Source organism: Pseudomonas sp. MEJ086 (assembly GCF_030209025.1).
GTDB lineage: Bacteria > Pseudomonadota > Gammaproteobacteria > Pseudomonadales > Pseudomonadaceae > Aquipseudomonas > Aquipseudomonas fulva_A.
The window spans coordinates 1-19,611 of sequence record NZ_JARVSV010000032.1; the positions used below are offsets into that span (position 1 = coordinate 1).

A 19,611-nucleotide genomic window follows, 5' to 3' on the forward strand; every position below is an offset into this window, starting at 1 on the left:
CAGGCCGCGCCGGAAGTGGTGCGCATTATAGGCCCCCACGAAATCAGGTCAAGGGGTTATTTGCGCTTTTCTACGCTTTTGTCCAAGGCGCGATAATCGAACGCTTTGTCCTGGTCCTTTTCGCCGCACGATTGACCAAATTAACTGGTTGGTACATTTTGAATGCAGCTTTATTCAGCTATCCGACAATAACAACAGGAAGCAGCATGGCTCCCATCGTCCTTATCCTCAACGGCCCGAACCTGAACATGCTCGGCACCCGTGAACCCGAAACCTATGGGCACGAAACTCTGGCCGACATATCCCGCCTTTGCGCCGAGACAGCCGAACCCCTCGGCCTGGCCACAGAGTTCCGCCAAACCAACCACGAAGCCGAACTCATCGACTGGATTCACAAGGCGCGCGGACGCTGCGCAGGTATCGTGATCAATCCTGCAGCCTGGACCCACACGTCGGTTGCCATCCGCGATGCATTGGTCGCCAGCGAGCTGCCGGTAATAGAGGTGCATCTCTCCAACGTGCACAAACGTGAAGCCTTCCGCCATCACTCCTTCGTATCACCGATCGCGCTCGGTGTGATCTGCGGACTGGGTAGCGGCGGCTATCGCGCAGCGCTGCAACACTTCAGCCAACTCATTAAAGGATGATGCACCCATGACCACCCATACACCGAGCATCCTCGCCGGCCTCATCGGTGCAGGCATCCAGGCATCCCGTACACCCGCCATGCATGAACACGAAGGTGATGCGCAGGGCATTCGCTACTTATATAGGCTGATCGATCTGGATCAATTGCGCCTCGACAGCAGCGCCCTCCCCGATCTGCTGAGCGCAGCCGAGCACATGAGTTTTACCGGGCTCAACATCACCTTCCCGTGCAAGCAGGCGATCATTCCCCTGCTCGACGAACTGTCCGACGAGGCCCGGGGAATTGGCGCGGTGAATACCGTTGTCTTCAAAGATGGCAAACGAATCGGCCACAACACTGACTGCCTTGGTTTTTCGGAAGGTTTCCGACGCGGCCTCGGAGACGTGGAACGCGCCCAGGTCGTACAGATGGGCGCTGGCGGCGCTGGCGCGGCAGTGGCTCACGCTCTATTGAGCGAAGGCGTCGGGCAACTGACCATTTTCGACGTGGAGCTCGAACGGGCGCAGGCGCTGGCCGACAATCTCAACAAGCACTTCGGCTCATCACGCGCTCAGGCTGGCAGCGATCTGGCCGCGGCAGTGGCAAACGCCGACGGCCTGGTCAACACCACCCCCATGGGCATGGCCAAGCTACCGGGCATGCCGATTCCCAAGGCGCTGTTGCGCCCGGCGCTGTGGGTCGCGGAGATCGTCTACTTCCCGTTGGAAACGGAGCTGCTCCGTGAAGCCAGGGCCATTGGCTGCAGGACGCTGGACGGCGGCAACATGGCAGTATTCCAGGCGGTGAAAGCATTCGAGCTGTTCAGTGGCGTTGAGGCGGACGCGCAACGCATGCTCGATCACTTCCACAGCATGAACAGTTGATGGTTGCAGGCCGGCCATCGGTGGTGGTCGGCCTGAGCTCAGCGAGTGACGTAGCGCAGCACCGCTTCGCAAATCATGCGCTTGTGGCGAAGCTTGACCTGCTCGTCCGGCAGATCGATCTGGAAGATTTCCCCGAACGTATGCCGGTTGGATACCCGATAGAAGCAGAACGAGCTGATCAGCATGTGCACGTCCAGGGTATCCAGCCCTTCGCGAAACACGCCCTCCTTCTCTCCACGCTTGAGCGTTTCGCCCAGCGTCAACAGCACCACGTTGCTCATCCGGCGGATTTCCGGTGACTGCTTGACGTACTCGCCGTAGTGGATGTTCTCGATGCTGACGATGCGTACGAAGTCCGAATTGCGATCATGGTGATCGAAGGTGAACTCGACCAACCGGCGAATCGCATCCGGTGGCGACAGCTCATCGAGATGCAGGCGTCGTTCCGTGCTGCGGATATCGCCATACAGCTTGCAGAGCACTTCGACGTATAGCTGCTCCTTGCTGCCAAAGTAGTAGTAGATCATGCGTTTGGACGTTGCGGTGCGTTCGGCGATGGCGTCGACGCGCGCACCTGACAGGCCCTGCTGTACGAACTCGGTGATGGCGGCCTGCAGGATGTTCTCCCGGGTCTTTTCCGGGTTGTTCTTGCGCGGCTTGCGGGTCGCCGTGGCCAGTTCTTCGGCCGCAGGCTCAAGGGTAACGGTCATAGAGGTACTCATCATGGCCTTTCTTATTGTTCATCCTGCACCCTGAGGGCGGGTATGGCTATAGCCGATACCCGCTGGAACATGCAGGTCAGAGCTTCGCCTGACGCACGGCACCGCTGCGCGATTTGGCCATCGCCGCTAGGCGGACGGCGACGTTGGCGGCTCCATAGCCGACATAGCCATTCTTGCGCTGAATGATTTCGAAGAAGAAGCGCTCCTCGAATGCCTCGGTGTACACGTGGAACAACTCACCACCCTGAGCGTCACGATCGTAGAGCACGTTGTAGTAGGCCAGTTCACTGAGGAACTCGTCGTCGAAATCGAAACGTGCGGCCAGATCGTCGTAGTAATTGAGCGGTATGTCCAGCAGGGGAACGCCGGCCTCCTTGGCCCGCGCCACCTCCTTGAAGATGTCTTCGCAGGAGAACGCGATGTGATGCACGCCCGAACCGCGATAGCTGGAAAGTGCATGAGCGATGGCCGTGTTGCGGTTCTCGGAAATGTTCAGCGGCAGGCGCACCGAGCTGCAACGGCTACGCAGTGCACGACTTTTCACCAGGCCGTAAGGATCGGGCAAGACCACTTCGTCATCGGCTTCGAAGTCCAGCAGACTCTTGTAGAACAGCACCCAGCTGTCCAGGTTGTCGGCTGGCAGTGCCAGTGCCATATGGTCGATGCGCTGCAGGCTACCGGTTTGCACCGCACTCGGGTCGAGCTTGAAATCGGTGTCGTAGATGCTCTGCCCCGCCTCGGCTTCGTCGACCAGATAGATCAGACTGCCATCGGGAGCACGCATCGCCGGAATTTCCCGCTCGTTCGGCCCGACCAACCCGCGATAAGGATGCCCGCGGTAATCCCGAGCGCGCTGCAGCGCCGAAGCACCATCCTTGACCTTCAGGGCCGTGGCACACAGCGATGGGCCATGAGCTTCGAAGAACCCGTGGGCGAAGGAATACGGTTCGGCATTGAGGACGATGTTGATGTCGCCCTGGCGCAGCAGACTGACGTCCTTGGAACGGTGTTCACCGGCCCTGGCGAAGCCCAGTCGCTCGAGCCACCCCGACAGCTTGGCACCCGCCGCTTCGTCGACCGCGAACTCCAGGAACTCGACGCCGTGATAGCGACTGGCTGGCGGCGTGGAGAACAGCATGTCGAGATTCGGTGCCTGTGCGTCGGCTGCCAGAAGCTGACGGGTTTTCTCCTCCAGATACAGCAGCGAGCGCAGCCCATCCACCGCGTTGGCACGCGGCGGCGCCGCGCGGAAACCGTCGTTGAAGATTTCCAGAGACAGCGGCCCGTTGTAGCCGGTGCGAATGATCGGCGCGAGAAAGCCCGGCAGGTCGAATTCACCCTGGCCGGGGAAGCAACGGAAATGGCGACTCCACTCCAGCACGTCCATCGCCAGGATCGGCGCATCGGCCATCTGCACGAAGAAGATCTTGTCGCCGGGGATATCGGCGATCGCCGCAGGGTCACCTTTCAGCGACAGGGTGTGGAAGCTGTCGAGAATGACGCCGACCGCAGGGTGGTCCGCCTGGCGCACCAGATTCCACACCTGCTGGTAGGTATTGACGTGGCGCCCCCAGGCCAGTGCCTCGTAACCGATACGCAGGCCCCGTGCACCAGCACGCTCGCCCAGCAGACGCAGATCGTCGACCAGAATGTCTTCATCGCCGAGCGAGTCGGCCGCAACGTTGCTGCAGACCAGCACCAGATCGGTACCGAGCTCCTGCATCAGATCGAACTTGCGCTCGGCGCGGTCGAGGTTGCGCTGCAGGCGATCCCGACGGCAGCCTTCGAAATCGCGAAATGGCTGGAACAGCGTAATGGCGATGCCCAGATCGGCGCACATCTTGCGAATGTCGCGCGGGCTACCCGCGTAGTACAGCAGGTCGTTCTCGAATATCTCCACACCATCGAAACCCGCGGCCGCCACGGCTTCGAGTTTTTCCGGCAGGGTTCCGCTCAGGGAGACGGTGGCAATCGAGCGATGCATACTTCAGCTCCTTGTAGATAACGATCTCTGCGGATCGCATGATGACCTCGGCCAAGCTCCAGCAAGCGTAGTCGACAAGGTCTTCGGACCATTGCCTGACAGCCGTTCAATCAGCCAGCAGCTCGATTTCTCGGGGGCTGCGGCGATTATTCGCGCGCACGCGGGAGGCGGCAATTCAAAGTGTACGAACCGGTTAGTATTCTGTGCGTTTATCGAACATAAGGCCGTTTATCGAATTGACCAAGCTCTCATTTCTCCCTGACCATGGTCCCCACTGCGGACAACTGATGCCTCGAAGGTCAGACCCACAGACGGCCTAGCACGGTCCATAACAATTTCAAGAAAACGAGTACATACCATGCTCACTTCCCAGTCCCCGAATACCCGCATACCATTCGCACGCTTTCTGACCCCAACCCGGTCAGTTGCGACTCCGCGCGCCCTACCCTGACTCGCGAAGCTCCGCTCGATCAAACCCGACAGTGATTGACCTGACGCCCCAAAAGGGCCGGTCCGCGCATGCCGGCGCTCGACTCGAACACATGCTGCTGACTCGTTCAGGGCTCTAAAAATAACGGAGACAATGATGGCTAACCCCTCACGTTCACAAGCCAAGAAAGCTACTGCCAGCGGCTGGGTCGGCTCCGCTCTGGAGTATTACGACTTTTTCATCTACGCCCAGGCAGCGGCACTGATCTTCCCGCAGATCTTCTTCCCCAACACCGACCCGAAAATGGCCATCGTCGCCTCACTGGCCACTTATGGCGTGGGTTACCTGGCGCGCCCGGTCGGTGCCTTCGTCCTGGGTCACTGGGGTGATACCCGTGGCCGCAAGAACGTGCTGCTGCTGTGCATGTTCCTGATGGGCATTTCGACCATGGCCGTAGGCCTGCTGCCGACCTACCACGACATCGGCTTCCTGGCTCCGGCCATGCTGGTGGTACTGCGTCTGATCCAGGGGTTTGCCGTTGCCGGTGAAATCTCGGGGGCCAGTTCGATGATCCTCGAACATGCGCCTTTCGGGCGACGAGGTTTCTATGCCAGCTTCACCCTGCAGGGTGTACAGGCTGGCCAGGTACTTGCCGCTGCCGTCTTCCTGCCGCTGGCTTACTTCATGCCGACCGAGGCCTTCAACGACTGGGGCTGGCGTATCCCGTTCCTGCTCAGCGCCTTTGTACTGCTGGCAGGCTTCATCATCCGCCGCGAAGTCCATGAAACCCCGGCCTTCGTCAACGAAGAGAACAAGCAGAAGATTGCCAAGTCGCCGATCTCCGAAGCGTTCAGCACCAGCTGGAGAACCATGTTCCTGGTCATGGTCATGTCGCTGATGAACGTCATCCCTGTAGTGGCTACCATTTTTGGCGCGGCTTACGCAGTGCAACCTGCCTATGGGATCGGCTTCGACAAGAGCGTGTATCTGTGGATCCCGGTGGTAGGCAACATCGTCGCGGTGCTGGTCATCCCCTTCGTCGGCAACCTCTCCGACAAGATCGGCCGCCGTCCGACCATCATGACTGGCGCACTGGGCTCGGGTCTGCTGGCCTTCGGCTACCTGTACGCCATCAGCATCAGCAACGTGCCGCTGGCATTCGTCATGTCGCTGCTCATGTGGGGCGTGGTGTATCAGGGCTACAACGCGGTATTCCCAAGCTTCTACCCGGAGCTGTTCCAGACTCGCTACCGCGTGTCGGCCATGGCCATCGCCCAGAACATCGGCACCATGCTGACCGCCATGCTGCCAGCGGTGTTCGCCCTGCTCGCACCGCCCGGTTCGGACAACATTCCGCTGCTGATCGGTAGCCTGGCATTCGGCATCACCTGCCTGTGCGCCATCGCCGCCTTCATCGCCCCGGAAACCCATCGGATCCCGATGGCCGATCTGGGCAAGCCGGGTGCCAAGCCGATGGACAAGGACGAGTACGAAGCTGCACGCAAGAACAGCTTCAACGACAACAACCACTGAGTCGACTGACCCGTGCAAAACAAGAAGGCCCGTAAGGGCCTTCTTTCATTTCATGGGTACCCGAATACCAGCGGCACCGTCCGATCAGCGCTTGCGGCGCTGTTGGTAGGCGGCGGCCAGGCCGCTCAGGCAAATGATGGCGATCCCGACCTTGGCGCTGGTCTCCGGATCATGACCAAAAATCACCAGGCCCAGCAGACCCGCGAAGACGATCTGACAGTAGCCGAACGGCGCGAGCAGTGCCGGGGCTGCGTGACGAAAGGCCTTGGTCAGCATGAGATGAGCGAACATGCCACAGGCCCCGAGCGCCAGCATCAGTGGTAAATGCCGCCATTCCGGCAATTGCCAGAAGAACGGCACCAGGCAGCTCATTATCAGGGTGTTGAGCAGACCGGTGAAAAAGTTGCTGGTGGTCGGTGTGTCGTACTGGCTGACCATGCGCGTCAGCAACTGATAGGCCGCGAAACAGGTCGCCGAACAGAGCGGCAGCAAAATCGCCGGCGTGAACAGTTCGCCCCCCGGGTGGACGATGATCAGCACGCCACAGAAGCCGACCAGCACCGCAGCCCACTGTCCACGAGTGACCCGTTCATTGAGCAGCGGCACCGAAAGCGCGGTGACCAACAGCGGAGCGAGAAAGTTGACCGCCGTCGCCTCGGCCAACGGGATGTACAGCAACCCGGTGGTGAAGAACAGGCTGCAGCCCAATAGACAGATTGCCCGCAGCGCCTGCAGGCCAGGACGCTTGCTGCGCAGCACACGCAGGCCGGATTGCGGCAGGAAGATGCCGGCCATCAGCAGTGTGTGCACGACATAGCGCGCCCAGACCACCATGATCACCGGATAGATGCCGGACATGTATTTCGACAGCGCGTCATGGCTGGCGAACAGAAAGGTCGCCAACACCACCAGGCCGATGCCCTTGAGCGGATGGTTGACGCCTGACAGCGAACTCGGGGTACTCATGCGAACTCTCGTGATTCAGCAGACATCATCATATTCGGTAGCTGACTAACTATTAGCTCAGCCTGATCTCGATCAACAGCCTGTAGCGGCGCCGCTCCAGTATGGACTACGGGTTGCCGTGCAGCCGTGCCAGCAACGCCCGCGTCTTGTCGATAGCAGCCCTGGCCCGCTGCTCGGCACTGACACCCTGCTCCAGCAAATGCCGGGTAGGAATTTCCAGACTCAAGGGAACAGTGGCCGGTAGACAGCGCAACAGCCCTGCCAAGTCACAATCACCTTCACCGGGAAAGCGTCGCTCATGGCGTGCCTGGCGCAGAATTTCCGCCATGTCATCGGGCCGCGGGCCGGCTACATCGCACAGTTGGGCATAACGCAGGCGCGATGGTTCCACTCGCTGCAGATCGTCCAGGCGCGAGGCCGAACGGTCGAAATGAAAGGCGTCTACCAGCACGCAGCCATTGGCACGCCCGGCGTGCTGCATGATGCGCACTGCCTGCTGCAGATTGGCGACGTCCGTCCAGGGCATGAACTCCAGATGGGGGTGCAGGCCGTAGGGCGCTGCACGGTCGCACAGCTCGGCGAAGTTGTCGGTCAACCGTGCTTCGTCTGGGTCGTTGCCCGCCACCAGAACCTCGCTCGCGCCGAACTCGCCACCAGCTTCGAGCACCGCCTCGAAATCGCTGCAACGAGTTTGCGGCTTCAAGCGCAGAATCTCGATATCCAGCACCCGCATATCGGTATCACGCAGGCGCTTGAGGGTCTGCCTGCGCAGCTCGAGGTCGGCGATCAGCGGGAAGTGATGTTCCTCCTCGGTCGCCGGGATCAAGCGCAGCCCGACATGGCTGTATCCGGTGCGCGCGGCCACCTCGACCATCTTCGGCGGAGACAGCTCCAGGACGGTTAGGCTGGCCAGGGAAAGGATGCGTTCGTTGCTGTTCATGGACGTTCTCTCGGCGGCGCACCGCATGATCTGAAAAGCGCTCAGAAGCGTTCGGGCGTGCAAGCACTGGCATCGCAAGCGGCCCGGCAGATGGCTTCGTAAAGCGCCAGGGTGCGACCGGCATCGGCAGCGCTCACCAACGGTGGCTCCTCACGGCGGGCAACGGCAATGAAATGCGCCAGTTGTCGACGTAGCGCCTCGTCGACGTCGAAAAGCTGATTCCGAACCTCCAACGGTTCGTGCCAGCCCGCGCCGGGAGTGGCATATGACCAATGCTTGAGCTGCGGGATGCTCAGTGCTCCAGCAGTCCCTGCGAGCAGATAGCACGGCTGATCAGGCTGCCGCGGGTAAACCGGATTTTCGCCTGCGGTGAGCTCCCAGCTCCACGGCGCAGCCACTGCATCGGAGCCGGTCAGGCTACCCAGCGCGCCATTGGCGAAGCGCAGGATCACCGCCGCGCTGTCTTCATTGGCGAAACCACGCACCGCGCTGCTGGTAATGGCCTGCACCTGCTCCACCTCACCACAGAGATGGCGCAACAGATCGAGGTCGTGGATCAGGTTGGTCAGCAGCATTCCCGCACCGGGCTCGCGGCGCCAGGCGACCTCGTAGTAGCTGTCCGGTTTCTGCAACTGCCACAGTGCCGTCACCGTGGTCAGACGCCCCAGCGCACCGTCCTGCAACAACTGGCGGGCTTTGCTGATCAACGGATTGTGGCGGCGATGATGGCCGACCAGAACCGGTACGCCGCTACGCTCGACGGCCGCCACCAACTCACGCACCTCGTCCAGATGGACGCCGACCGGTTTTTCCAGCAGCACTGGCAAACCGGCGTCAATGCAGCGCAAGGCGGTCGGCACGTGGGCCGCGTTGGGATTGGCGACGATCACCGCCTGGGCCAGACGCCTGTCGAACAGGGTTTGCAGGTCGCTGAAACAAGGTACCTCGAATTCCTCCGCCAACTGCGCCGCCTGGGGCCCAGGGTCGACGATCGCGCAGAGAACCGCCTCGGGCAGTTGGCGCAGATGATGGAGATGTTGCCGGCCCATGATACCGGCGCCGATCAGAGCAATGCGCAATGGCGGTTTCAATACGCGAGTCCTTTTCTGATTATTTTGGGCAAGCCTGACGCCCACCGAAATAATTTAGAACTCGGTTCCACAATTAATCAATCACGGTCTCATTCACCGGGCGTTAATCGAACGCTATCGCTGAATGCTCAAACGAACAGGCCTGACGCCTGGCTGGCGGCGGAAAGCTCCGCAGCGGATTCGATCAGGCAAGGGGCCAGTTCCTCCATACGCTCGGCCGGCATGCGCGCGCTCGGTCCGGCAATGCTCAGCACACCGATGACACCGCCGTGGCGAGGATGGGTGATCACCGCGGCCAAGGCACAGGTGCCGACCGAGGATGTCTCTACCACAGCGGCATAACCCCTGGCCCTGGCCTGGCGAAGGTAGGCGCGCAACTGCTGATCATCGTGGGGGGCATTGGGCCCGAACTCATCGCTCTCGGCTATCTGCTGGCTTGCCACCAGCGCCAGCGCCTCCTGGTCGCTCAAGCTCGCCAGCCAGGCGTGGCCAGAGGCCGTATAGCGCAGCGGTGCATCACGCCCCATGTCCGGGTCATAGCGCAGACCGGAGCGAGCGCCCTGAGATTTGGCGATCCAGGTCTGCCGTTCGCCCTCGATCACGCCCAGGCGCACCAGCTCGCCACTTTCCCGAGCCAGGCGGTCGAGAACCGGCTGCACGATGTCCGCGCCGTTGCTGGCCAGGTAGCGGAAACCCACGGCAACCAGCTTGGTCGACAACCGATAGCGGCTGCTGTGCGCGTCCTGGCGCACGTAGCCCAGACGGACCAGTTCGCTGAGCATGCGGTGAGTGGCGCTCTTGGGAATCTGCAACTGCTCGGCCAGCGTCTGCATCGGCACGTCACCGGCGCCCGCCAGGCTCTCCAGCAGGTTCAACGCCCTTTCTATCTGGCTACCGGCCATGGTCCTGCCTCTCGATAATTGTTGCGCGATTCTAAAAGACAATCTCGTGCATGCGGAACCACCGCAAATTCGCCTCGGGGGCTGGTAATGCCCTCATACAGGTTCAGGGGTTGGCCGAGCCGCGCAACACGGGCCATAATCGAAGCGCCGAATTTGTACTAACTGGTTCGTTCTTGTTCGGTTACCGAACGAGAACACGTCTGACGAATTGAATTACTCGGGATCACCGCACAGTATTCGATCCATGTTCATCGAGGTTCCGCACTTCAAGCCTGCGAACTTCGGAAAAAGCTCTGCAGCTGAACCTATAAATATAAAAAGGTCGCCATCCATGCCACAGCTCTACATTGCCTTTGCCCGCGCAAAGCAGATGACCCTCCGGGCCATCCGCGCCCTCGCCACTTCCGCCAACGAAGACTGGTCATCGCTCTCTCCCGCCGCTATCTGCCTGCTCGCGCCCGCCATGCCTTCACGGGCAGACGCCGTGCGGCACCGTCATGACGACGCGCGTACCTGATCGAGGTACGTCCCCAACGTGGGCAGCATGGACTGCTTCTGGAGTGACCTATGACTACATCGAAAAAAATACCGGTGGGTGAGCGCACATTCTGCGTGCTGCTGGTGATTTTCAGTATCGCCGTGCTCTATCAGGCCTACCTGATTTCCGGCTTCTCCTCGATCAGCTCGCCAGGCGCATTTCCCCTTGGCGCCAGCACGGTACTGCTGATCGCCGCCTTGCGCGTGCTCTACGAAATGCGCGGCAAACCCACCCACGGAGAAGGCTGGGTAGCGTCGGCGAAACGTTTCAGTCACGCGCATTTCCCCCGCCACATCGTCGTTTTCACCCTGCTTTGCGTGGCTTATCTGGCAGTGATCCAGTGGGCAAGCTTCTACGTCAGCACCTTCGTGTTCCTGATGCTCTCCATCGTCTACCTGCGGCGCGGCAAGGTGCTCTCGGCACTGCTCGCCAGCGGCATCTCGGTGCTGGCCATCTATCTTCTGTTCACCCTGGCGTTCAGCGTCTACCTGCCCTGAGACGAGACTTCCATGAGCGATACCTTTTCTTACCTGCTGATGGCCTGGATGGATCCCAACCTCCTGATGCTCACGGCGCTCGGCACCTTCGCCGGCATCTACATCGGCGCCATTCCCGGTCTTTCGGTGACCATGGCGGTATCCATCCTGGTGTCCTTCACCTTCTCCTGGGATGTGAACGACGCCCTGGCGCTGATCGTCGGCATCTTCATCGGTGGCGTTTACGGCGGCGCACGCAGCGCGATCCTGCTGAACATTCCCGGTGGGCCATCCTCCGTGGCCACCTCGTTCGACGGCTACCCGCTGGCGAAGCTGGGCGAGGCGGGCCGGGCGATTGGCCTGAGCACGGTGATGTCGGTAATCGGTGGGCTGGTCGGCACCGTGGTCCTGGCCTGCGCCGCGCCGATTCTGGGTGACCTGGCGCTGAAATTCGCCCCACGCGATTACTTCCTGATCGCCGCCATCGGCCTGATGCTGGTCGGCAGCCTGGCCGACGGCAGCCTCGCCAAGGGCATCTTCGCGGTCGCGCTGGGTGCGGTCATCGGCATGGTCGGCATGGACCCGGTCACCGCCGAAGGACGCTTCACCATGGGCCAGATGGAGTTGATGGGCGGCATCCACTACGTGGTGGTGATGATCGGCCTGTTCGGCGTGGCGGAGGCCCTCTTCCAGCTTCACAACCTCAGCACCCAGGCGGTGAAACAGAAGGTCGACAAGATCATCCCGTCGCTGGCGATGGTGATCAAGTTCCTGCCGCTGTCGCTGCGCACCTCGGTGATCGGCGTACTGGTTGGCGTGCTGCCGGGGGTCGGCGGCGAGATCGCTGCCCTGCTCGCCTACGACCATGCCAAGCGTACGGTCAAGAACCCGACCCGACCCTTCGGCGAGGGCGCCTACGAGGGCCTGGTGGCACCGGAAACCGCCAACAGCGCCGCGGTGGGTAGCGCCTACGTGCCGATGCTGACACTGGGCATGCCAGGCGACGCGGTCACTGCGGTGATCATCGGCGCGCTGGTCATCCACGGTCTCAACCCCGGCCCGATGCTGATGGTGGAGAACCCGCACATCTTCTGGTTCACCGTCGGCAACCTGGCACTGGCCAACATCTTCCTGCTGATCTTCGGTCTGATGGGCATCAAGTTGTTCGCCAAGGTCGTGGAACTGCCCAAGGCCGTGCTGATCCCCCTGATCCTCGTGCTTTGCACCGTCGGTTCCTACTCGCTGAACAGCAGCATGACCGAGGTGTACTGGATGCTTGGCTTCGGCCTGCTCGGCTATTTCCTCAAGGCCTTCGGTTTCCAGATGGGGCCGATCATTCTCGGCGTCATTCTCGGCCCGCTGATGGACAGCTCCTACCGCCAGGCCATGGCGTCGGTCGGCGACAACCCCGTCGAGCTGCTGGGCGAAATGGTCAGCAGTCCGCTGTCGCTGATTCTTTCCAGCGCCCTGGTGCTGGTACTACTGAGCAACACCCCACTGTTCGGCTGGCTCAAGCGCAAGCGCAAGGCCGCATCGGTTCAACCTTGATACACCGCGTCACGCATGCCCGGAAACGGATATATAAAAACAACCAATGGAGAGTCTCCCACATGCTCAAGCAACTACTTACCGGCGTCGCATTTTCCCTTAGTGCCCTGACGCTCGCCCTGCCCGCCCACGCCGATTATCCGGAACGCAGCATTCAGGCGGTGATTCCCTGGGGTGCCGGCGGCGCCACCGACAACGTGATGCGCAGCCTGGCGCCCTATGTCGAGAAGGAACTGGGCACCAAGCTGATCCTCAACAACCGTCCCGGTGGCACAGCGGTGATCGGCAGCAGCTACGTGCTGCAGCAGAAACCCACCGGCTACACCCTGCTGCTGGGCGCCGAAAACCCGCAGCTGTACCCGGTACTGGGCCTGGCCAAGTTCGACTACAGCGACTTCTACCCAGTCAACATCATTGGCCAGAACGTCGTGGTGATCGCCACCAACGCCGACAGCCCGTTCAACTCCATGGCCGACCTGCTGGCTGCGGCCAAGGAAAAACCGGACACCCTGCGCATGGGTTCCACCGGCGCCGGCGGCCTGCCAAGCACCGTACATGCCATGGTCAACGCCGTTGGTGAATTGAAGGTCCGTGAAGTGACCTTCGGTGGCGACGGCCCCGGCATCACCGCGCTGATGGGCAAGCACATCGACTTCATGCCACTGAGCCTGGCCGCCGCCCAGGAACTGGTGCGCTCCGGCAAACTCAAGGCGCTGGCCGTACTGGCTGCCGAAGAGGTGCCCGAACTGCCCGGCGTTGAACCGATCACCAAAGCCCTGCCGGACATTGGCGAGTACCTGCCGTGGGGCCCGTTCTGGGGCGCCTTCGTGCACAAGGACACGCCGGACGACATCAAGCAGAAACTGGTCGAAGCCTATGCCAAGGCCGTTGCCAATGAAGAGTTCCAGGGCTTCCTGAAGAACTACGGTGCGCAGAGCCTGAACCTCAACGGCGCCGAGGCCGAGCAGTTCCTCAAGCGCTGGCAGTCGGTTACCGCCTGGTCGATGTACAAGGCCAAGGCCATCGAAATCTCGCCTGACAGCGTCGGTATTGCGCAACCTTGATGGATTGGCTGGGCAGGCAACCTGCCCAGCCTTGCAGCACCGGAGCGCCTGCACAGGCGATCTCCAAACAATCGATGACAGAAAACAATTCCGCCCAGGCGGCAGGACAAGTGCGTCCTGATAACAGGAAAAACAGTCATGACTCTGATCGCAACCGCTGTGCGCAGCCCCTTGTTGCTGGCCCCCTCGCTGCTGGCGCTGGGTGTTTCCCTGGCCCTGCCAATGAGCGCCCACGCCGAAGGCTTCGTTGAAGATGCCAAGGTCAGCCTCGGCCTGCGCAACTACTACTTCAACCGCAACTACCTCAACGGCACCGACCCGGTAATCCGCGGCGAGCGTCAGGGTCAGGCCGAAGGCTGGACCCAGAGCTTCATTCTCGATGCCCGCTCCGGCTACACCGCCGGCACCATCGGCGTAGGTCTCGACGTACTGGGCCTGTACAGCATCAAGCTGGACGGTAATCGCGGTGCCGCCAACACCCAGCTGATGCCGATCCATGGTGACGGCCAGGCCGCTGACGACTTCGGCCGCACCGCCGTGGCTGCCAAGGCCCGCCTGTCGAAGACCGAGCTGAAGGTCGGTGAATGGTTCGCCGTGTTGCCGATCCTACGTGCGGACGACGGTCGCTCCCTGCCGCAAACCTTCCAGGGTGCGCAGCTGACCTCCAGCGAAATCGATGGCCTGACCCTTTACGGCGGTCAGTTCTGGAAGAACAGCCAGCGTAACGACGCCAGCCGCGAAGACCTCACCTACAACAACATCAAAGGCGATGATTTCAACTTCGGTGGCGGTGAATTCAAGTTCAACGGCAACAACACCATGGTCGGTGTCTGGCACGCGCGTCTGGAAGACATCTACCAACAGAGCTACCTGCAACTGACCCATAGCCAGCCGGTAGGTGACTGGGTTCTCGGTGCCAACCTCGGCTACATCGACGGCAAGGACGAAGGTGCGGCCAAAGCCGGCCGCCTGGACAACAAGGTCTATCAGGGCAGTTTCTCCGCGAAGACCGGCAGCAACACCTTTACCGTGGCGTACCAGAAGCTCAACGGTTCCACCAAGTTCATGCGCGTCGACGGCACCAGCGGCGGCACCCTGGTCAACGACGGTTTCACCAACAGCTATGACGCCCCGAACGAGCGCTCCTGGCAGGTACGCCATGACTTCAACTTCGCGGGTGTTGGCATCCCGGGCCTGACCCTGATGAACCGCTATGTCAGCGGTGACAGCATCCACACCGCCGACGGCCGCAAGGATGGCGAAGAGTGGGGCCGCGAATCCGAGCTGGCCTATACCATTCAGGACGGCACCCTGAAGAACCTCAGCGTGCGCTGGCGTAACTCCGACGTACGCCGTGACGTCGGCCAGGATCTCCACGAGAACCGCCTGATCTTCAACTATCCGCTGTCGATCCTGTAACGCTTACACCACTCATCCAGTGTCACCCTTCAGCCCGTCTTCGTGACGGGCTTTTTTTGGCTGCCGCGGCTGCTGGTGCATGGAGATCGAAGTGACGGACACACGAAAACGCCGCTGCGGCATGTGCCGAGCGTCGAGAAAACAGGCGAAGATACGACCCGAGTGGGCCTTGGAATGGAGGCGACCCTACCAGCCACACCCCGGCACACAATGTTCCCGCTGTGGCTGCTTCCTTCCGGATCTGACCAGGTTCACGGGTAATCGTTGCGGGGGGACCGGCAGGGCCACCATAACGCTGCTCACCTTGCAGTGAGCCGGCGCCATTGTACCGGCTTGCGCCGAACTTACAACTGCTTCAAGCACTTAGCGTGCACCTTAGCCATCAGACTCGAAAGCGTCCCACCAGCCGGGCGAGGTCGGTGGACAGCTCCGACAGGCGCTGGCTGGCCGCGGTGCTCTGTTGCGAGGTGTGCGCCGCCTCGTTGGAAAGCTCGCGAATATCGCTGATGTTGCGGGCGATTTCTTCGGTAACGCTGCTCTGCTCCTCGCAGGCCGTGGCGATCTGTGCGGCCATGTCGTTGATGCGCTGCAGCGAATCGCCGGTATCGCTCAGTGCCTGATCGACACCGGCAGCCTGTTCAACGCTTTCGCGCGCCTTGACGCTGCCTGCGTGGGTGGCTTTGACGGCATTCTGCACACCGCCCTGCAAACGCTGAATCATGTCCTGAATGTCCTTGGTGGACTCCTGGGTACGAGCGGCCAGGGCCCGAACCTCGTCAGCAACCACCGCGAAGCCGCGACCCTGCTCGCCGGCACGCGCCGCTTCGATGGCGGCATTGAGGGCCAGCAGGTTGGTCTGTTCGGCGATGCCACGGATCACCGCCAACACCTCACCGATCTTGCCTGCGTCCTGCTCGAGCGACTGGATGCTGTCCGAGGCACTTTCCACCTCGAGCGCCAGCTGCCGAATCGACTGGATGGTCGCCCCGACCACCCGCGCGCCGTCACGGGACTGGGTTTCTGCATTGCGTACCGCGTCAGCGGCCCCCTGAGCACTGCGCGCCACCTCATGGACCGCTGCGCTCATCTCGGTAGCTGCCGTGCTGACCTGATCCACCGCCGCATGTTCGCTGTTGATCAGCCGGTCATTGGCACTCGCCATTCCAGCCAGGCTCTGCGCGGAGCTCGCGACTTCACCGGTAACACGGCCCACCTCGCTGATCAGCGGCTGCAGTTTGTCGAGAAAGCGGTTGAACGCCTGACTCAGGCGCCCCAGTTCATCACGTGAGGTCACCTCCAGGCGCACCCGAAGATCACCATCACCATCGGCCAGTTGCTCGATACGGGTAAGCAGCCGATGCAGCGGTCGGGTCACCAGCGCAGGAAATCCGAGGATCAGCAACAGGCAGACCAGCAGGCCACAAACCACCACCGCACCCTGCTGCCAGGCCAGGCGCTCACCATGGGCAATGGCGGCAACGCCCAGCCCGTTGGCGGCCTTATCCTCCAGCTCACCGAGCTTGTCGATCACATCACGCATGGCATCGAACTGCGCCTCGCCGTCACCGAAACTGAGGCGCGACGCGGCAGCGGGATCGGTAGCAGCCAGTTGCACGACTTGCGCGGCGGTGCGCTCCCAGCTGGAGAAGGCGCGCTCGAAGTCCGAGACCAATCGCAGCGCCTCGTCGCCTGGCTGCATCTGCGCATAGGCCTTGACCCGGTCGGCGGCCTGCTTGACGTTGTCCACCTGTGACTTGCGAAGGTCAGCGACATGCTCCACGGAGACCTCGCCCAGCAGACTGCGTTCGGCGACCAGCGCCTGGTAGAGGTCACGATCGGCGTTGAGCAGTAGGCTGACACCCGGCAGGTAGCGGTGCGTCAGGCGATTGCTGGAGTCGACCACCTGAGCAATGCCCCACATGCCCAGTGCGCCCATCAGCAACAGCAACAGAGCCAGAAAGACGATCGGCAGAGCGATCTTCGAACGAAACCCGAGATCAGCGAGCAAGCGCGGCATGGCAACCCCCGAACACCTGTGAATGGTTCTGGCACCTCGTTTCCAGCAGCATAGCCGCAATCCGTCATCATGCGCAGGCACACAGCCATCATCGTCCTCGCTCTTCGGGAAAGGCCGGATAAATGGAAAAACTGCGGCCGATGCCCGTAATTGAGCACTGCCACGGGAATTTACCGAGAGCAGGTGGGTCACAATGAGGCCTGATCGGCCAGGCCCACGGGCTGGTCGATTACCTATGTTTCACGGGCATCAATCGATGCCACACCTTTTCATCCCCAAGGAGCAACCACATGGCCATTACCAAAGACCAATTGATCGGTGACATCGCAGAAGCCATCGACACGCCGAAGACCACCGTCCGTGCGGCGCTCGACCAACTCAGCGAGATCGTCAGCGACGCCTTGGAAAATGGTGGTGAAATCACCCTGCCAGGTATCGGCAAACTGAAGGTCAGCGAGCGCCCGGCCCGCACCGGTCGCAACCCGCAGACTGGCAAAGCCATCGAAATCGCAGCCAAGAAAGTAGTGAAATTCGTACCGGCCAAGGCCCTGACCGACGCGGTCAACTGATCCATCGGCGGGGCGTCGCCAGGCGCCCCGCTGCATCCCCGCTGCACGCCCCTCTCGATAAGACTGAACCCAAGCCGACCTGTCGCCTCAAACGACGACATCCGTCAGATGCAGGTTCGCCATGCCCGCCGACCGCGAACTCACCTTCCGCGCACTGTTTTCAGGTGTGCTGCTCGGCGCCTTGCTGACGCCATCGAATATCTATTCCGGCCTGAAGATCGGCTGGTCGTTCAACATGTCGATCATCGCCCTGCTGGTCAGTTACGGGATCTGGCAGAGCCTGGTGCGCTGGCGCCTGGGCACCGCCTGGAGCATGCGCGAAAGCAACATCAATCAGACCACGGCATCGGCTGCCGCCTCGATCATCTCCGGTGGCTTGGTCGCTCCGATACCGGCCTATACCCTGCTGACCGGCCAGCAACTGCCGACCCTGCCGTTGGTGGCCTGGGTGTTCTCGGTGAGCTTTCTGGGTATCTGGGTGGCCTGGTACCTGCGCCGCAGCATGGTCGAGGACACGCGGTTGCGCTTTCCCGAGGCGGTCGCCACGCTGGAAACCATGCAGCAGGTCTACAACCACGGCCGTGACGCACTGCAGCGTCTCTACGTGCTGGGCGCGGCAGCCCTGCTCGGCGGCCTGGTCAAGTGGACCGATACCCTCCTGGCACTGCCGCGCTGGTCGCCCTCGGCGAGTCTCGAGCGGCTCACCTTCAGTCTCGACCCCTCTCCTCTGCTGATCGGTTTTGGCGGGATCATCGGTATTCGCGTCGGCCTTTCCCTGCTACTCGGGGCACTGATCGCCTGGGGAGGGCTGGCACCCTGGCTGCTCGGCAGCGGCCTGGTGCCGATTGCAGCAGACGCCAGCGGCCCGCAATTCGGCCCGTTGGTGGAGTGGCTGCTGTGGCCCGGCGTGACATTGCTGGTGTGCGCCACGCTCACTTCCCTGGCGGTGCGTTACCGGGTCAGCCGCCGCCTGGCCAAGGCGACGCCCGATCGCAACAGGCACGCACCGGCAACGCTGCCTTTGGCCATGCTCGGGCTGGCATCGCTACTGGTGGTCATCCTGCAGGTGCTGCTGTTCGATATCGACCCGCTGATGGCTCTGCTCAGCGTCCCGCTGGCGGTCGCGCTCGCCTGCATGGCGGCGCGGGTGGTAGGCGCCACGGGTATTCCACCGATTGGCGCCACGGGCCAGTTGTCCCAGCTGACCTTCGGCCTCATCGCTCCCGGGCAGGTTGGGGTCAACCTGATGGCCGCCAACACCGCGGGAGGGGCTGCCGGGCAATGCACCGATCTGCTCAATGACTTCCGGGTCGGCCATGCCATCGGTGCCAAGCCCTACAACCAGTTGGTCGCCCAGTGCCTGGGCATCTTCGTCGGCAGCATCGTCGGCGTGCTGGTCTATCAGATTCTGATTCCCGACCCCCAGGCCATGCTGATTACCGAGCAATGGCCCGCCCCGGCCGTGGCCACCTGGAAAGCGGTGGCCGAAGTGCTGGGCTATGGCCTGGATTCGATCGACAGTAGCGTCCGCTGGGCCATGCTGGTCGGCGCACTCAGCGGCGTGCTGTTCGGCATCCTGGAAGCCAGCCTGCCCGTGCAATCGACCTTCGCCCGCCTGCTGCCGAGCTCGGCGGCATTCGGTCTGGCGTTCATCATCCCCGCCTCCATCTCGCTGATGATGGCGCTGGGCGCCCTGCTCGCCTGGGTAATCCAGTCCCGCTGGCGGAGCTTGGGCGAGCGCTTCACCATCGCCGCAGCGGCAGGCTTGGTGGCCGGGGAAAGCGTCGTCGGTGTTGGCACATCGTTCTGGATGATGTTCGCGGGCGGCTGAGGCTCGATACCGGGCGAGCCGGCTCGCAAACAAGCCATACACCGTAGGAGCCCGCTGCGGGCCAGAACG

Annotated in this window: 17 protein-coding genes and 1 other RNA gene; 10 read left to right on the forward strand and 8 right to left on the reverse strand. The window is 61.9% G+C overall.

The annotated features are described in order from the left end of the window. Positions 1–206: 206 nt before the first annotated feature. Entirely contained in the window at positions 207–647 is a 441-nt protein-coding gene (aroQ, locus tag QRN22_RS20490) for a type II 3-dehydroquinate dehydratase (RefSeq protein WP_042553232.1), read from the forward strand. 7 nt (positions 648–654) lie between these two features. Further along, positions 655–1,512, forward strand: a complete 858-nt coding sequence (locus tag QRN22_RS20495; protein ID WP_042553231.1) for a shikimate dehydrogenase — start codon at positions 655–657, stop codon at positions 1,510–1,512. Positions 1,513–1,550: 38 nt separating this feature from the next. Here QRN22_RS20495 and QRN22_RS20500 read toward each other — a convergent pair whose 3' ends face one another. Both QRN22_RS20500 and quiC read right to left on the reverse strand, forming a co-directional pair. Beyond that, a complete protein-coding gene (locus tag QRN22_RS20500) occupies positions 1,551–2,222 on the reverse strand; it encodes a TetR/AcrR family transcriptional regulator (protein ID WP_042553230.1) in 672 nt (223 codons plus the stop codon). A gap of 88 nt (positions 2,223–2,310) precedes the next feature. After that, positions 2,311–4,218, reverse strand: coding sequence for a 3-dehydroshikimate dehydratase QuiC (gene quiC, locus QRN22_RS20505; protein ID WP_042553229.1), 1,908 nt, complete (start codon positions 4,216–4,218; stop codon positions 2,311–2,313). Between the two features lie 586 nt (positions 4,219–4,804). Here quiC and QRN22_RS20510 point away from each other — a divergent pair. Next, on the forward strand, positions 4,805–6,181 hold the full coding sequence (locus tag QRN22_RS20510; protein ID WP_042553228.1) for an MFS transporter: 1,377 nt from the start codon (positions 4,805–4,807) through the stop codon (positions 6,179–6,181). An 84-nt stretch (positions 6,182–6,265) separates the two neighbouring features. On the opposite strand, the gene QRN22_RS20515 is transcribed toward QRN22_RS20510, so the two are convergent. The 4 genes from QRN22_RS20515 to QRN22_RS20530 all read right to left on the reverse strand — a co-directional run bounded on the left by QRN22_RS20515 (position 6,266) and on the right by QRN22_RS20530 (position 10,080). Further along, positions 6,266–7,147 carry a DMT family transporter gene (locus tag QRN22_RS20515; protein WP_042553227.1) on the reverse strand — a complete coding sequence of 294 codons (882 nt, stop codon included), beginning with the start codon at positions 7,145–7,147 and terminating at the stop codon, positions 6,266–6,268. 106 nt (positions 7,148–7,253) lie between these two features. After that, positions 7,254–8,087 (reverse strand): sugar phosphate isomerase/epimerase family protein, encoded by an 834-nt coding sequence (locus QRN22_RS20520; RefSeq protein ID WP_042553226.1) that lies wholly within the window; start codon positions 8,085–8,087, stop codon positions 7,254–7,256. A gap of 41 nt (positions 8,088–8,128) precedes the next feature. Further along, positions 8,129–9,178, reverse strand: a complete 1,050-nt coding sequence (locus QRN22_RS20525; protein ID WP_082045753.1) for a Gfo/Idh/MocA family protein — start codon at positions 9,176–9,178, stop codon at positions 8,129–8,131. 128 nt (positions 9,179–9,306) lie between these two features. Beyond that, complete coding sequence (locus QRN22_RS20530; RefSeq protein WP_042553225.1) at positions 9,307–10,080, reverse strand: IclR family transcriptional regulator; 774 nt, start codon at positions 10,078–10,080, stop codon at positions 9,307–9,309. Between the two features lie 331 nt (positions 10,081–10,411). Here QRN22_RS20530 and QRN22_RS20535 point away from each other — a divergent pair, with 331 nt between their 5' ends. The 5 genes from QRN22_RS20535 (at position 10,412) to QRN22_RS20555 (ending at position 15,125) form a co-directional block, all read left to right on the forward strand. After that, positions 10,412–10,597: a hypothetical protein gene (locus tag QRN22_RS20535; protein ID WP_156152682.1), complete on the forward strand. Its 186-nt coding sequence runs from the start codon at positions 10,412–10,414 to the stop codon at positions 10,595–10,597. Positions 10,598–10,647: 50 nt separating this feature from the next. Beyond that, positions 10,648–11,115: a tripartite tricarboxylate transporter TctB family protein gene (locus tag QRN22_RS20540; protein ID WP_042553223.1), complete on the forward strand. Its 468-nt coding sequence runs from the start codon at positions 10,648–10,650 to the stop codon at positions 11,113–11,115. 12 nt (positions 11,116–11,127) lie between these two features. Further along, positions 11,128–12,642 carry a tripartite tricarboxylate transporter permease gene (locus tag QRN22_RS20545; protein WP_042553222.1) on the forward strand — a complete coding sequence of 505 codons (1,515 nt, stop codon included), beginning with the start codon at positions 11,128–11,130 and terminating at the stop codon, positions 12,640–12,642. 62 nt (positions 12,643–12,704) lie between these two features. Beyond that, positions 12,705–13,706 (forward strand): tripartite tricarboxylate transporter substrate binding protein, encoded by a 1,002-nt coding sequence (locus QRN22_RS20550; RefSeq protein ID WP_042553221.1) that lies wholly within the window; start codon positions 12,705–12,707, stop codon positions 13,704–13,706. Positions 13,707–13,844: 138 nt separating this feature from the next. After that, on the forward strand, positions 13,845–15,125 hold the full coding sequence (locus QRN22_RS20555; RefSeq protein ID WP_042553220.1) for an OprD family porin: 1,281 nt from the start codon (positions 13,845–13,847) through the stop codon (positions 15,123–15,125). Positions 15,126–15,309: 184 nt separating this feature from the next. Here the strand turns inward: QRN22_RS20555 and ffs are convergent. Both ffs and QRN22_RS20565 read right to left on the reverse strand, forming a co-directional pair. After that, positions 15,310–15,406, reverse strand: an RNA gene (gene ffs, locus QRN22_RS20560) — signal recognition particle sRNA small type. A gap of 101 nt (positions 15,407–15,507) precedes the next feature. After that, entirely contained in the window at positions 15,508–17,142 is a 1,635-nt protein-coding gene (locus QRN22_RS20565; RefSeq protein ID WP_042553219.1) for a methyl-accepting chemotaxis protein, read from the reverse strand. Positions 17,143–17,432: 290 nt separating this feature from the next. On the opposite strand from QRN22_RS20565, the gene QRN22_RS20570 reads away from it, so the two are divergent. Together QRN22_RS20570 and QRN22_RS20575 are read left to right on the forward strand one after the other, a co-directional pair. Further along, positions 17,433–17,711: an HU family DNA-binding protein gene (locus tag QRN22_RS20570; protein WP_013791713.1), complete on the forward strand. Its 279-nt coding sequence runs from the start codon at positions 17,433–17,435 to the stop codon at positions 17,709–17,711. A gap of 121 nt (positions 17,712–17,832) precedes the next feature. Beyond that, positions 17,833–19,542: an OPT family oligopeptide transporter gene (locus QRN22_RS20575; protein ID WP_042553218.1), complete on the forward strand. Its 1,710-nt coding sequence runs from the start codon at positions 17,833–17,835 to the stop codon at positions 19,540–19,542. Positions 19,543–19,611 lie beyond the last annotated feature (69 nt).